Origin of the sequence: Mediterraneibacter sp. ICN-202921, assembly GCF_037890075.1 — a bacterium.
GTDB classification, from domain to species: Bacteria; Bacillota; Clostridia; order Lachnospirales; family Lachnospiraceae; genus Mediterraneibacter; species Mediterraneibacter massiliensis.
In genome coordinates this window covers 41,601-55,854 of sequence record NZ_JBBKBE010000003.1, presented here as the reverse complement: position 1 = coordinate 55,854, position 14,254 = coordinate 41,601, and the positions used below count along the sequence as shown (strand labels likewise).

12 protein-coding genes are annotated in these 14,254 nt (G+C 42.3%); 1 reads left to right on the top strand and 11 read right to left on the bottom strand.

The genetic code is table 11. From position 1 onward, the window contains the following. Nucleotides 1–169: 169 nt before the first annotated feature. The gene (gene trhA, locus WKT01_RS03625) at nucleotides 170–829 is read left to right on the top strand and encodes a PAQR family membrane homeostasis protein TrhA (protein ID WP_059068112.1); all 660 of its coding nucleotides are present in this window, start codon (nucleotides 170–172) and stop codon (nucleotides 827–829) included. A gap of 60 nt (nucleotides 830–889) precedes the next feature. On the opposite strand, the gene WKT01_RS03620 is transcribed toward trhA, so the two are convergent. The 11 genes from WKT01_RS03620 to asnB form a co-directional block, all read right to left on the bottom strand. After that, nucleotides 890–1,477, bottom strand: a complete 588-nt coding sequence (locus tag WKT01_RS03620) for a nicotinate-nucleotide adenylyltransferase (protein WP_117974090.1) — start codon at nucleotides 1,475–1,477, stop codon at nucleotides 890–892. Between the two features lie 73 nt (nucleotides 1,478–1,550). Then, nucleotides 1,551–2,177: a GTP pyrophosphokinase gene (locus WKT01_RS03615; protein WP_340311456.1), complete on the bottom strand. Its 627-nt coding sequence runs from the start codon at nucleotides 2,175–2,177 to the stop codon at nucleotides 1,551–1,553. Between the two features lie 140 nt (nucleotides 2,178–2,317). Further along, nucleotides 2,318–3,352, bottom strand: a complete 1,035-nt coding sequence (locus WKT01_RS03610; RefSeq protein WP_117974088.1) for an NUDIX domain-containing protein — start codon at nucleotides 3,350–3,352, stop codon at nucleotides 2,318–2,320. 201 nt (nucleotides 3,353–3,553) lie between these two features. Then, nucleotides 3,554–4,885: an MATE family efflux transporter gene (locus WKT01_RS03605; protein ID WP_340311455.1), complete on the bottom strand. Its 1,332-nt coding sequence runs from the start codon at nucleotides 4,883–4,885 to the stop codon at nucleotides 3,554–3,556. Then, nucleotides 4,857–5,504, bottom strand: coding sequence for a cytidylate kinase-like family protein (locus WKT01_RS03600; RefSeq protein ID WP_340311454.1), 648 nt, complete (start codon nucleotides 5,502–5,504; stop codon nucleotides 4,857–4,859). Before WKT01_RS03600 ends, WKT01_RS03605 begins: the two co-directional genes overlap by 29 nt. Before the next feature lie 10 nt (nucleotides 5,505–5,514). After that, nucleotides 5,515–6,003, bottom strand: a complete 489-nt coding sequence (locus WKT01_RS03595; RefSeq protein ID WP_117974084.1) for a MarR family winged helix-turn-helix transcriptional regulator — start codon at nucleotides 6,001–6,003, stop codon at nucleotides 5,515–5,517. Nucleotides 6,004–6,487: 484 nt separating this feature from the next. After that, entirely contained in the window at nucleotides 6,488–7,675 is a 1,188-nt protein-coding gene (locus WKT01_RS03590) for an LL-diaminopimelate aminotransferase (RefSeq protein ID WP_117974082.1), read from the bottom strand. Between the two features lie 47 nt (nucleotides 7,676–7,722). After that, the gene (gene purF, locus WKT01_RS03585) at nucleotides 7,723–9,138 is read right to left on the bottom strand and encodes an amidophosphoribosyltransferase (protein WP_117974080.1); all 1,416 of its coding nucleotides are present in this window, start codon (nucleotides 9,136–9,138) and stop codon (nucleotides 7,723–7,725) included. 4 nt (nucleotides 9,139–9,142) lie between these two features. Continuing rightward, nucleotides 9,143–10,756, bottom strand: a complete 1,614-nt coding sequence (locus tag WKT01_RS03580; protein ID WP_117974078.1) for a CTP synthase — start codon at nucleotides 10,754–10,756, stop codon at nucleotides 9,143–9,145. A 187-nt stretch (nucleotides 10,757–10,943) separates the two neighbouring features. Further along, on the bottom strand, nucleotides 10,944–12,242 hold the full coding sequence (locus WKT01_RS03575; RefSeq protein WP_117974076.1) for an O-acetylhomoserine aminocarboxypropyltransferase/cysteine synthase family protein: 1,299 nt from the start codon (nucleotides 12,240–12,242) through the stop codon (nucleotides 10,944–10,946). A 229-nt stretch (nucleotides 12,243–12,471) separates the two neighbouring features. Beyond that, nucleotides 12,472–14,052 (bottom strand): asparagine synthase B, encoded by a 1,581-nt coding sequence (gene asnB, locus WKT01_RS03570; protein WP_340311453.1) that lies wholly within the window; start codon nucleotides 14,050–14,052, stop codon nucleotides 12,472–12,474. Nucleotides 14,053–14,254: the final 202 nt, after the last annotated feature.

The window sequence follows — 14,254 nt, the reverse complement described above, 5'->3', positions numbered from 1 at the left end:
CACGAAAAAGCAGACCACCGCAGCGCGATATGCTCACAGGGGATCTGCTTTTTATTTTTTTATATCTATTTACTTGCTTTTTTCGAATATATGTCGTAGTATATACATATACTTAATGTAGTTTTTAAAACTACGTATTGTTATTCAATCATAACAGGAGGCGTATATTATGGAAAAGAAACAGCATATTAAAGATCCCGGCAGCGCGATCACACATTTTATCGGAATGTTAATGGCGATTTTTGCCGCTGTCCCTCTTTTGATCAAAGCGGCACATGAACCCGGCAAAATATATATCATCTCACTTGCTATTTATGCAGCCAGCCTTATTTTATTATATGCAGCAAGTACGACCTATCATACTTTTGATATTTCCAAGAAAATCAATACTATCTTAAAAAAAATAGACCATATGATGATCTCTGTGTTAATAGCAGGCAGCTATACGCCTATCTGCCTTCTTGTTCTAAAAGGTAAAACGGGCATTCTTCTTTTAAGTCTTGTATGGGGAATCGCAATTGTAGGTATTTTGATCAAAGCCTTCTGGGTATTCTGTCCGAAATGGGTCTCTTCCGCCCTGTATATTGGAATGGGATGGACCTGCGTACTAGCCTTTACACAGATCCTCAATAATATGCCGCCTGCCGCCTTTGGATGGCTGCTGGCAGGCGGAATCATTTATACTGTCGGTGGAATCATTTATGCGCTGAAAGTACCTCTGTTCAACAGCAAGCACAAAAATTTCGGAAGCCATGAGATTTTCCATCTCTTTGTGATGGGCGGCAGCGCATGCCACTTTATTGTCATGTATGCCTTTGTACTTCCTTAAAAAATATTTCCCGCAGCTGTGCTTTTATAAAGACGCAGCTGCGGGAAATTCTTGTTATACTTACGTATTTTTCTTTTCTGGAGGTGCATATACGTATTGAAGCTGTCTGATCCTCTGTTCAATCCCGTGGTCAAGAATATATGCACACACTGTTTTCGGCACATAGGTCTTCCATTCTTCTTCATCCGCGATCATCTCGCGGAGTTTAGACGATGTGATCTCCTTCTCTTCCTTCTTTTTCTGAAAAAGGATCTCCACATTTTGCCCTAAGTCCAATAAAATCTGTCTTCTTTCTTCATCCCATTCTCCGCATATATTCATATAGTGAACAGCATCTGCCGGGATATATTCCTTTAAAATAGCCGGCTGGCTGACTGGAAAGGGCAGAATATCAAATTCTTCTCGTTTCACCCCAAAATCAAGCAGAGCATCCCTGATCATTTCAAATCTTTCTATATATGTCAAAGGATTATCCCTCTTTGTTCTCCCATGTATATCCGCTGCAAAACTGCCTGGATAGGCCTGAATATCTGGATGTGTAATGCCTATATACAACTTCTTGCAGCGCATCTTCGCGGCAAGCAGATACTCCATATGCTTTAAATGCAGCACCTGAAATCTCCCATGAGCCATACCTTTTTCTGTCATCTGACCGATCTCCTTCTGTGCTTTTATTTATTCTTCAAGTATAATATGTTTTTATCTATAACGCAAATTTCACCTATATCTGTTCTATCTTTTTTCGGATATGCAGCATCTTTGCATCTAATTTCTGGATCATACGGGCGCATTCCTTTAATTCCGCATCCATCGTCTGCATATTTTCCCCTTCCTTTTTATACCGCAGCTGGTGATCCAAACTTGCCCAAAAATCCATCTCAACTGTCCGCAGCTGCAGTTCCGCATCCATCCACTGTACTTCCTTTTGACCACCGATTGGAACCTGCAGGATCACATGAAGGCTTTGATAGCCCGATGATTTTGGTTTTTGTATATAATCTTTCACCTTGGTGATACGAATATCAGACTGTTCTTTTAGTTTTTTTTCAATCCTGTATATGTCATCCACATAGTAGCAGACAGCCCGCACACCGATCAGATCGTGTATTTTCTTTACCGCTGCGGGTATATTCTGTTTTAACCCCTTTTTTTCCAACTTTTTACAGGTACTCCTGTAGGATTTCATCCGTCCGCTTTTTGCCTGTATCACATTTCTTCCCAGAACCATAGATAATTCCATATCTATCATCTCAAGCTTTGTGAGAAGAAGCTGGATGACACATTGCCCCTTTACAGGGAAGATTCCCTCTGTAAGAAATTCTCTTAACTGCTCTTTATTCTGCTCCAAACTTTCACTTCTTTCTACTGTTTCCTGATTCACACTATATTTATAGGTATATATTCTCCCGCAGTCTTTTACTACTATATGCTAGCAGATCTGTTTTCATGCGAACAGCAGAAAATGGTTATTTTCTTGTAAATAATTCGTTAAAAGTTTTTAACCGGACATATATTTAAGGCTTTTCCCAACATCGCAAATTCCTCTGTGTAAATACAATTTGGCAGACTCCCCTCCGTGATCTTTTTTCTGCATTCTTCGTAATCCATCCAAATTACTTCTTCTACCTCTGATTCCTGGAGTTTTAACCTGGAGATATGGACCGGTTTCTCGTATAAATACACCCTGCTCAACTCATTATCCTTAAATGGCAGACCATGAAATACTGCCTCATATCTGCCTCTGTGACTTCCAATTTCCCGCAGTTCCTCATCTTTCGCCGCAATCCCTAATTCTTCCCGCAATTCACGGAGCGCACTTTCTAAATGTTCTGCCCCTGCCTCTATATGTCCTGCTGCGGAAATATCATAGCACCCCGGATTCGAATCTTTTTGCACACTCCGTTTCTGTAAAAGTACATCATATCCGCTCTTATCATTTTCTCTTACGATCCATATATGCACCGTACCATGCAGCAGTCCTTCCCGATGTACCACTCCTCTTTCCTGTATCATTCCGCTCTTTGTGCCATCTTCATGTATGATGTCAAATAATTCCATCGGTGCTCCGTTAAGCGCCGCATACCGAAGCACATCCTGCGTGTCATATACAAGCTTTAGAGAAAAGAAGCCTTCCATCTCATCCAGAAGGCGAAAGAAGATTTTATCTCCTGCCCAAAGCTCCAGAGAAGATATTTTCTCTTTATCCACCCACGCAAGTTCTCCTTCGTCACAGGGAATCGGCTGTCCTATAAATCCATCCGCTGTATACAAGGACATATATTCCACGACATCCTCCCCATATACAAATGTCACGATCCCCCGATAGTTCCATGAGGTCAGCGTATACCCCGTTTCTTCCTTTACCTCTCGCAGCAGGCATTCTTCTGGACTCTCTCCATGCTCAAAATGTCCTCCTACCCCGATCCATTTGTCCTTATTGACATCCTTTTTCTTCACTGTCCTGTGCAGCATCAGATATTTCCCGTCTTTTTCTATGTAACATAAAGTACTTGCTCTTTCCATTGTTTTCATCCTTTTCCCATCACTTATGATGTAATAGTAATCCTTTCCTGAAGTTCTTGCAAGCTTAAAAATAACCGTTCTGTTCTCTACGCATATACTGCATTCCTAGGAATGCCTATCACTTCAAAACTATCAACTTCTTTGTAATAATAGTTAAAGTTATATTTACAAATTTAAGAATCAAACCAGTTTGATTCATTATTAAAAATAGTGATATTTCTTTCTTTGAGTAACTAAAAATATGATAGAAAGCAAAAACGCAAAGATTTCCGCAGATACATCAGCCCACCATATTCCATCAAGTCCTACTATCAGCGGTAAAATCAAAACTGTAGCAAACTTAAAAATAAAAGTACGAAGAAATGAAATTGCTGCAGAAATACCACCATTGTTCAATGCTGTGAAAAATGAAGAAGCAAAGACATTAAATCCTGTAATCAGAAATGCAAGGGATGAAATGCGAAGTGCATGAACCGTCATATTCAGCAAATCCATATCATATCCAACAAATATCTTTGCCAGTGGCACCGCAAAAACCTCTGCGTTCAATACCATAATGCCTCCGATCCCTACCATAAGCAGTGTGCTTTTTTTCAGCAGATTCTTCAACTCACTATGATTATCTGCGCCATAATGGTATCCAATGACAGGTGCGATCCCCATGGAATATCCGATAAATATGGCTGCCAACGTAAACTGGACATACATTAGAACTCCATAAGAAGCAACGCCATTTTGCCCTGCATACTTCAAAAGTTGAAAATTATAAAGAATACCTACCACAGAGGATGTAACGCTGGATACCATTTCTGAAGAACCATTGACACAGGCTTTTACAATCGGTCTTATTTCTAACTTTGTTTTGACAAGTCTTAAAAGGCTGCGGTTCGGTCTGAGGAAATAAAACAAAGGAATCAATCCTCCCACACACTGACTCACTCCTGTAGCAAGTGCCGCACCTGCGACGCCCCAGTGAAACACCCCGATAAACAAGGCATCCAGAACCATATTTGTGATACCTGCAATAACCGTTACTGCCAGTCCCAGCGAAGGTTTTTCGGCGGTAATCAAAAAGCCCTGAAAGGCATTTTGCAGCATAAACGACACATTAAAAGCCATCATAATACGCCCATAAAGAATACAGTTGGGAAGCATGGCTTCATCCGCACCTAAAAAAATAGACACAGGACGCATGATTCCAATACCAATGGCAGAAATAATCACACCTATAATGACAGTAATCAAAATCATCATCGTAAAATAACGGTTTGCTTTTTCCGGCTCTTTTTCTCCTAATGTTTTTGCAACAAGGGCGCTACCGCCGGTTCCCAGCATAAAGCCTATACCGCCGAAAATCATATTGACAGGCATAATCAAATTGATTGCGGCAAATGCAGCTTTCCCAACGATATTTGAAACGAACAGTCCGTCTACAACACCATAGATAGAGGTAAATACCATCATAATGATGGATGGGAAAACAAATTTAAGAAGCCGTTTATAATTAAAGTGATCCGATAATTGAATTGCCATCTGTTTTATTCCTTTCAAACCATATTTTTGCAAAATCCGCCAGAGAGGATACCATCTGGGGAATCATGATTCCTGATGTATTAATACAAAGCTGATATGCTTTTTTATCTCCCCACGAATATTCTGAAACAAGTGCATACACAGCCGCTCTGCTTTTATCTATCTGTTTCATTTTTCGTTTTAATTCATTTTCACTTAATCTTTCCTCTTTATGTGCTCGGCTTCTGCAGCGGGCAACTTTAGATGCCTGGTCTGCGTAAATAAAAAGAGAAAAAGGACCATGTTCCCGCAAAATCGCATCTGCACCCCGTCCAACAATGATACAATCCTCTTTTTCTGCAAGAGAACAAATGATTTTATTCTGTTCCGCCAACAGTTTCGAAACCTGATTTACTTGAGATGGTGTCTGATAAAAACTGCGTCTTATCGTATAGGGATAAGTAATTGTAATGGATTTATTAAGTTCTTTTTCAATATAATCCTCATCCATCTGCATTCTCTCTGAAATCATGGATAATATCTCTTTATCATAATAGGCAAAGTCTAGTTCCTCTGCCAAACGTTTTCCCAATTCCCTGCCACCGCTGCCAAATTCACGACTGATTGTTATAATTCTCATGATATTCCTCCTACTTTTTCTGCTTCTCAACAGAAATGTACTTTTTAGGATGTCTTTTGTCATATTCTTTTCTCATATACCCATTCATTTTTTCAAACATTCTTATAAAATTTTCCCGCTCATCCTGCGTAAATTCAGAATATGCAGCGAATTCTATTTCTACGGTTTCACCAATAACTATATGACAAAACTCCGCACCTTCTTCTGTTAAAATGATTCTTTTTTTATTTCTGGTATTTGGAATTGCTTCTAATTCAATCCAACCTTTCTTAATCATAGCCGCAACAGCAGAGTTTATCGTCTGTTTGGAATAATACCAATTATTGCACAAATCCGCTTGGGATATATCTGTTTCCATATCGGAAAGAACACTAAAGATCCAGAATATCGTATCAGAAATCCCATAGTTTTGTGCGATGTTATGATACAGACAATCCAACTCGTTACTAAGTCTGTTAATTTCTGTCATTTGTTTCGTAATACTTTTATCGTTTATCATAAACCCTCCTTTATCAGCTGATCATTTTCGTCCGTTTTCGGACTTATTTTAGTCCGATTTCAGACTCATGTCAAGAACAATTATTCATTTATTTGAAATATATAAATAAGACCTATTTCCTCGCTCGTGTATTCATATTAAGTTCAATACAATTCCAACATGAAAAAAAGACACTATATTTCAAGTGCCATTCTCTTATACATCAATATTCTGCAAGCAGATAAACATAGGTTATTTCTTACTATCCTTTTGTTTGGGAAACTCCCATATCCCAGCTGTCGATTTGGCCGCCGGTCATATCCTGACGGTTTCTATACTCCCCGCCGAAGATATACTTTCACCTTTTCTCCATAGAGATACGGAGTATTTTCTCTGACGATACCCTCTTGTGTCACATAATTGCCGATAACCTCTGGGTTTTAGCCTCGCCTTTCCTCCGACCAGATCTGTCATCAATATTTTGATCACCTCTCGATCTGTGTTTTTATTTCGAGAGCAATTTCACAAGTCTTTCTGCCGCTTCTTTTGTATCTTCCAGCGAACCAAAGGTAGAAAAACGGAAATATCCTTCCCCACAGGCTCCAAAACCTTCTCCCGGTGTTCCCACTACTTGAATTTCATGAAGCAGGTAGTCAAAAAATTCCCAGCTTCCCATTCCATTCGGGCATTTCATCCAAATATAGGGGGCATTCTTTCCGCCGCAATACCATACCTCCAGTTTGTCGAGCGCTTGCATTAAAACTTTTGCATTATTTTTATAGACCTGTATATTCTCATGGATCTGTTTTTGTCCTTCTTCTGTAAAAACTGCGGCTCCGCCCTTTTGAATGATATAGGAGACCCCGTTCGTTTTGGTGGTACGGTTGCGCACCCACATCTCATGCAAACACATCCCATTTCTTTCTAGTTCTTTTGGAACAATCGTATATCCTAATCTCGTTCCCGTAAATCCGGCTGTCTTGGATAAAGAGCAGATTTCTATCGCACAAGTCCTGGCACCATCCAGTTCAAAAATGCTGTGAGGAAGTGTCTCATCCTCAATAAAGGCCTCATAAGCCGCGTCAAAAAGAATGACTGCGCCATGTTTATTCGCGAAATCCACCCATGCCTGCAACTGCTTCCTCGAAAAAACAGCTCCTGTCGGATTGTTCGGAGAACAGATATAGAGTAGATCTGCCTTCACTTCCTCATTCGGTTTGGGAAGGAAGCCATTTTCTTCCCCTGAATCCAGATGTACGATCTTTCTGCCCGCCATGACATTCGCGTCCACATATGCAGGATATGCCGGCTCAACGACTAACGCAGAACTGGAACAAGCAAATAGATCCAGAATATCTCCCAGTTCATCACTTGCTCCGCTCGATACAAAAACTTCCTCGGGAGATACAGAAACGCCTCGGCTCTCATAATATTTCGCAATTCTTTCTCTTAAGAATGCGGCGCCACACTCCGGCATATATCCATGAAAACTTTTTGGGGAAGCCTGCTCTTCCACCGCCTCATGCAGCGCCTGGATCACGGCGTCACATAACGGCAGTGAAACATCTCCAATACCCATTTTTAAAAGCTTTGTTCCCGGATGTTCCTCTATATAAGTTTTTGTTTTCTGGGCAATATTATAAAAAAGATAAGAATCCTTTAATTCCTTATAGTGCATATTCGGTCTGATCATGACAATCCTCCTTCGATCATTCTGTATTGCTATCTGTATCACTTTGTCTAAATTTCTGACAGTTTCCTTTCAAAACGGTCTTTCCTAAGATCTGTCGGGATCTTCGTCGGATATTCTCCGTTAAAGCAGGCGGCACAGTATTCTGTGCTATCCGCCAGCCTGCACAGATTATCTGCCTCCAGATATCCCAAAGAATCCGCACCTATGATCTTTGCGATCTCTTCCATGCTATGATGGCAGGCGATCAAATTTTCTTCCGAATCAATATCGGTACCATAATAACAAGGATGCAGAAATGGGGGAGCCGAAATCCTCATATGGATTTCTTTTGCCCCCGCTTCGCGCAAAAGCTTTACGATCCGCCTGCTGGTTGTACCTCTTACGATGGAATCGTCAATAAGAACTACCCGTTTCCCAGCAATGACACTTTTCACAGGAGAAAGCTTTATTTTCACCTGATCCAATCGCTCATGCTGTCCCGGAGAAATAAACGTTCTCCCTATATATTTGTTTTTTATCAAACCGATCCCGTAGGCAATTCCTGCTCTTTTCGCATATCCCAGAGCTGCGTCCAGCCCGCTGTCCGGAACTCCGATCACAATATCCGCATCCACAGGATAACTCTCTGCCAGCAGTTCGCCCGCTTTCATCCGAGATTGATGGACAGACACACCGTCTATGACAGAATCCGGTCTTGCAAAATAAATATATTCAAAAATACAAGTTTTTTTCTTCTGTTTTCCGCAGTGTTCCCGCCTAGATTCCACACCATTTGCACTAAATACCAAGATCTCGCCTGGCAGTAATTCTCGGATAAGTTCCGCTCCCACTGCTGATAATGCGCAGCTTTCTGATGCCACTACATAAGCGCCGTCCTGCATCTTTCCATAGCAAAGCGGTCTGAATCCGTACGGGTCTCTTACCGCGATCATCTTTGTGGAGGACAGCAAAACCATAGAATAGGCTCCCTCCAGTACATGCATCGCATTACTGACAGCTTCTTCTATACTCGATGTCTTCAGTCTTTCCCTGGTAATCACATAAGCAATGGTTTCCGTATCACTGGTGGTATGAAAAATCGCTCCCGATAACTCCAGTCTGTCACGGAGTTCTAATGCATTACTTAAATTTCCATTGTGTGCCAACGCCATTTTCCCCTTCTGATGATTGACTTCAATAGGCTGACAGTTATTTCTCGTAGTACCTCCGGTCGTTCCATATCTAACATGCCCGACCGCCATAGTTCCTTCCGGCAGCCGGGATAAAATATCTTTAGAAAACACCTCGCTTACAAGCCCCATATCTTTATAAGAAGAAAATACACCGTCGTCATTTACGACGATTCCACAACTCTCCTGCCCTCTGTGCTGCAGGGCATACAAACCATAATAAACAATTTCCGCAACGTTTTCTTTTTTGGTACTCACCATTCCAAATACGCCACATTCTTCATGAATAGCCATCTTTCTACTCCTTCTTTTCACACGCCTGCTTTAATGCAGCCGAAATAAAGCCTTTAAACAGTGGATGCGCCTGATTCGGACGACTCTTAAATTCTGGATGAAACTGTACTCCTACAAAAAAAGGATGTTCAGGCAGTTCCACGGTTTCCACCAGTCTATTGTCCGGAGAAGTTCCACTTAACACAAGTCCTGCTACTGTCAGCTTCTCACGATATTCATTGTTAAACTCATACCGATGGCGGTGACGTTCGCGTATCACGTCAGATCCATAACATTTTTCCATCTGTGTTCCCGGGCGGATGACACACGGATAGCTTCCCAGACGCAGAGTACCTCCTTTATCGATCTCATTGCTTTGCCCGGGCATAAAGTCGATCACCTTATCGGCACACTGTTCGTCAAATTCTCCGGAATGTGCATCGCTTAACCCGGCGACATCTCTCGCAAATTCTATGACAGCGATCTGCATCCCCAGACAAATGCCAAAATAAGGCAGATTATTTTCACGGGCATATTTAGCAGACAGAAGCATTCCTTCAATACCGCGGTTTCCAAAGCCTCCCGGCACTATGATCCCATGCAGGCCATGGAATATCTCCTGCACGTTTTCTTCGGAAATTGTCTCCGAATCAATCCAGTGGATCCTGACAAAAACATTCAGTTCATAGCCTGCATGGCTCATAGCTTCCGCCACCGATAGATATGCGTCATGAAGTTTTACATACTTTCCTACAAGTCCGATATGTACCTCTTTGGAACGATTTCGTATACGTTCTGCCATCTGCTCCCATTCTTTTAGATCCGGTTTCGGAACATCCATATGCAGTTCTCTGCACACAACCGAAGAAAAACCTGATTTTTCCAGCATAAGCGGCGCTTCATAAAGATTTGATACTGTTCTGTTCTCAATCACACAATCCGGCTTCACATCGCAGAAAAGAGAGATTTTCTGAAAGATTGATTTCTCTAATGGCTTGTCGGAACGCAGTACGATAATATTAGGATTGATCCCCATTCCCCGCAGTTCCTTGACCGAATGCTGCGTAGGTTTGGATTTATGTTCTTCTGAACCGCTCAGATAAGGAACCAGTGTCACGTGGATAAACAGACTGTTTTCCCTGCCAACCTCCAGAGATATCTGACGTACCGCCTCCAGAAACGGCTGCGATTCAATATCTCCTATCGTACCGCCGATTTCTGTGATCACCACATCTGCATCTGTCTTTTTCCCTACGCGGTATACAAATTCTTTAATTTCATTTGTGATATGAGGAATGACCTGCACCGTAGAGCCAAGGTATTCTCCTCTGCGTTCTTTATTCAGTACGTTCCAATATACCTTTCCGGTCGTCAGATTAGAATATTTATTCAGATCTTCATCAATAAACCGCTCATAGTGACCGAGATCCAGATCTGTTTCCGCGCCGTCTTCCGTCACATATACCTCTCCATGCTGGTACGGACTCATGGTACCGGGATCTACATTAATATATGGATCCAGTTTCTGTGCCGCCACTTTCAGCCCTCTTGCTTTCAAAAGCCGCCCGAGAGAAGCTGCTGTAATCCCCTTCCCCAGACCGGATACAACGCCTCCGGTCACAAAAATATATTTTGTCATCACACTTCTCCTCCAAAATAAAAGCATTTTCTGTATTTTTGAATGCAAAAAGAGGCAAAAGCCCCTTTAAGTGTATTCTCAACTTAAAGACGCCTTTGCCTTTACCCATGCTATTTTACCGCTTCCCTTTTATCTTGTCAATCTATTTATTGCAAAAAACACGTGGCAGCAAAAACAAGTAGTACTTTTATCCTTCTTTATTTTCTTGTACCGCACGGAAACCATGCCGCAGATCATCAATGATATCTTCTATATGTTCTGTTCCGATCGAAAGTCGTATCGTGTTTGGTTTAATCTCCTGCTCGGCCAGTTCCTCAGGGGAAAGCTGACTGTGTGTTGTGGTCGCCGGATGAATCACAAGGCTCTTCACATCAGCTACATTTGCAAGCAGTGAGAATATCCGCAGATTATCTATGAACCTGTAAGCTTCTTCCTTCCCGCCTTTAATATCAAATGTAAAAATAGAGGCTCCGCCATTCGGGAAATACTTCTGATAAAGAGCATGGTCAGGATGGGAGGAAAGAGCGGGATGATTTACTTTTTCAACTTGTGGATGACCATCTAAAAATTCTACCACCTTCTTCGTATTTTTCGCATGGCGCTCCAAGCGCAGCGATAATGTTTCGATTCCCTGCAGCAATAAAAACGCGGCAAACGGAGAAATGGCTGCTCCCGTATCTCTAAGCAGAATTGCGCGGATATAGGTAACAAAGGCTGCCGGTCCTGCGGCTTTCACAAAGGAAACGCCATGATAACTTGGATTTGCTTCAGCAATCGCCCCATATTTCCCGGAAGCAGTCCAATCGAAATTTCCTCCGTCTACGATAATCCCGCCAAGCGTAGTTCCGTGCCCGCCTAAGAATTTCGTGGCAGAATGTACCACAATATCTGCTCCGTGCTCAATGGGACGTATGAAATACGGTGTGCCAAAAGTATTATCTACGACAAGCGGCACCCCATGTCTATGCGCAAGTTCCGCCAATGCATCTATATTCGGAATATCACTGTTTGGATTGCCCAGTGTTTCTATGTAGATCGCCCTTGTGTCTTCCCGAATAGCAGCTTCTACTTCATGCAGGTCATGTATATTGACAAAGGAAGCCGTTATTCCAAAACCAGGCAGTGTATGTGCCAATAGATTATAGCTGCCTCCGTAGATTGTTTTCTGTGCCACAATGTGCCCGCCGTTCTGTCCCAGAGCCTGTAAGGTATATGTAATGGCAGCTGCTCCCGAAGAAAGAGCCAGAGCTGCAGCTCCTCCTTCTAAAGCAGCCACACGCTTTTCCAGAACCTCCTGCGTAGAGTTCGTTAGCCGTCCGTAAATATTGCCAGGATCTGTAAGTCCAAACCGCGCCGCTGCGTGGGCGCAATCGTGGAAAACATAAGACGTGGTTGCATAAATAGGAACTGCGCGCGCATCTGTAGCAGAATCCGGAGTTTCCTGTCCTACATGGAGTTGGAGTGTTTCAAATCTGTATTTTGACATATTATCTTTCCTTTCGTTTATTCATTTTATGATCTCAATCAGCAGTTACACCAGATCATCACATTCGACCAAAACGAAAGTTTGCTCGTACAAGCTTTTCGAAATAAACTTCCATAGATCCTCCTTATTCCCATCTTTTTAGTGGGTATATATTTTCCTGTTATTATATGTACATTTTCCTACTATGTCAATAGGTATTTAAGGATTACTTCCATTTATTTTTCACTACTTATTTTCCGCTGTCTCCATAGTTAGAAAGTACTCTGGCAGACGGATCGTCTACATCGCAGCCTTCCCACTCCTTGTTCGGCATCCAAAAACCAGTCACCATCTCCGCCTGTCCCGGATAGTATTTTTCAAAAATTTCTCTATATAATAAAGATTCTTTCGTGAAAGGTCTGGCATAGGAGTAGCTTGCAGATCTGCTTTTAAATTCTACATCTGTATACTTAGTTTCTGCATATTCCTTCAGGTAATCGACCATAGAGTGACCTACCGCGTCTGAAAACGCAGCTTTTTCTCTCCAAAGGATTTCATCCGGCAGGTACCCGTCCCTCTCAAATGCATGGCGCAGCAAATATTTTCCTTTTCCATACGTATTGATCTTTAATTTAGGATCTACCGCCATCACATATTTCACAAAATCCAGATCTCCAAACGGGACTCTTGCTTCCAGCGAATTTACGGATATGCAGCGGTCCGCGCGCAAAACATCGTACATATGAAGTTCATGGAGCCTTTTCTGTGATTCTTCCTGAAAAGCTTTCGCATCCGGCGCAAAATCTGTATATTTATATCCGAATAATTCATCGGATATCTCGCCGGTCAAGAGTACCCGGATATCGGTCTGTTCATGGATGGCCTTACATACCAGGTACATTCCCACAGAGGCACGGATCGTTGTGATATCATAGGTCCCAAGCAGATAAACGACCGTTTCCAGTGAAGAGATCACTTCCTCCGGTGTCATATAAATCTCCGTATGGTCGCTTTTGATATAATCCGCTGCCTGTTTCGCGTATTTCAAATCGATAGCGTCTTCACTCATACCTATAGCAAATGTTTTAATCGGTTCCTTGTTCTTCTTCGCTGCAATGGCACATACCAAAGAAGAGTCCAGTCCGCCGGAAAGCAAAAAGCCTACTTTTGCGTCGGCTACAAGGCGTTTTTCTACACCGGCAGACAGTTTATCATGGATCTTCCCACAGACGGTTTCCAGATCATCGTGACAGACCGTATCCACTTTAGAAATATCACAGTAACAGATAAACTGCCCGCCTTTATAATAATATCCCGGCGGAAACGGCATGATCTTATCTGTCAGTCCTACCAGATTTTTCGCTTCACTGGCAAAAATAACGGCTCTTTCTTTATCATATCCGTAATATAACGGCCGGATCCCGATCGGATCTCGTGCCGCGATAAATTCTCCGGCTTCTCCATCGTAGATGATGCATGCAAACTCCGCATCCAGCATAGCAAACATATCGACGCCATATTCCTGATAAAGCGGCAAAAGGATCTCACAATCCGAATCGCTCTGGAATGTATATTTCTTTGACAGTTCTTCTTTTAGCTTTTTAAAGCCGTAAATTTCTCCATTGCAGACCACATAGCTTTTTCCGCGCTGGAATGGCTGCATACCCGTCGGCGTCAGTCCCATAATCGACAATCTGTGAAACCCCAGGATCCCGTCTCCCGTATCGACCACTCTGCTGTCGTCCGGACCTCTGGATATCGTTTTTCTAAATCCTTCCATAAAAACATCAATGGCAGCACTGCAGCTGCAATATCCCATAATAGAACACATATATCTGTACCTCCGTAAATATATATAATTCAGCATCCTATAGGGCAAGTGCTGTGCTCGCGGTGCCACCTATTTTTCCCCTCATTTCCAAACCTTCTGACGGTTCTGCCATTAACGCCTGGCGCAGCGTCGCACCTACTAAGGTAAAATCCCGTTCAGATTGCAGCTCAAAAAGTGTTATTCATACAGGCTCTGCCGCATG

Excerpts from the sequence above, each read along its gene's own strand:
- trhA (WP_059068112.1), top strand. The coding sequence starts at position 170 with ATGGAAAAGAAACAGCATATTAAAGATCCCGGCAGCGCGATCACACAT.
- WKT01_RS03620 (WP_117974090.1), bottom strand. The coding sequence starts at position 1,477 with ATGACAGAAAAAGGTATGGCTCATGGGAGATTTCAGGTGCTGCATTTA.
- WKT01_RS03610 (WP_117974088.1), bottom strand. The coding sequence starts at position 3,352 with ATGGAAAGAGCAAGTACTTTATGTTACATAGAAAAAGACGGGAAATAT.
- WKT01_RS03605 (WP_340311455.1), bottom strand. The coding sequence starts at position 4,885 with ATGGCAATTCAATTATCGGATCACTTTAATTATAAACGGCTTCTTAAA.
- WKT01_RS03600 (WP_340311454.1), bottom strand. The coding sequence starts at position 5,504 with ATGAGAATTATAACAATCAGTCGTGAATTTGGCAGCGGTGGCAGGGAA.
- WKT01_RS03595 (WP_117974084.1), bottom strand. The coding sequence starts at position 6,003 with ATGATAAACGATAAAAGTATTACGAAACAAATGACAGAAATTAACAGA.
- WKT01_RS03590 (WP_117974082.1), bottom strand. The coding sequence starts at position 7,675 with ATGATCAGACCGAATATGCACTATAAGGAATTAAAGGATTCTTATCTT.
- purF (WP_117974080.1), bottom strand. The coding sequence starts at position 9,138 with ATGGCTATTCATGAAGAATGTGGCGTATTTGGAATGGTGAGTACCAAA.
- WKT01_RS03580 (WP_117974078.1), bottom strand. The coding sequence starts at position 10,756 with ATGACAAAATATATTTTTGTGACCGGAGGCGTTGTATCCGGTCTGGGG.
- WKT01_RS03575 (WP_117974076.1), bottom strand. The coding sequence starts at position 12,242 with ATGTCAAAATACAGATTTGAAACACTCCAACTCCATGTAGGACAGGAA.
- asnB (WP_340311453.1), bottom strand. The coding sequence starts at position 14,052 with ATGTGTTCTATTATGGGATATTGCAGCTGCAGTGCTGCCATTGATGTT.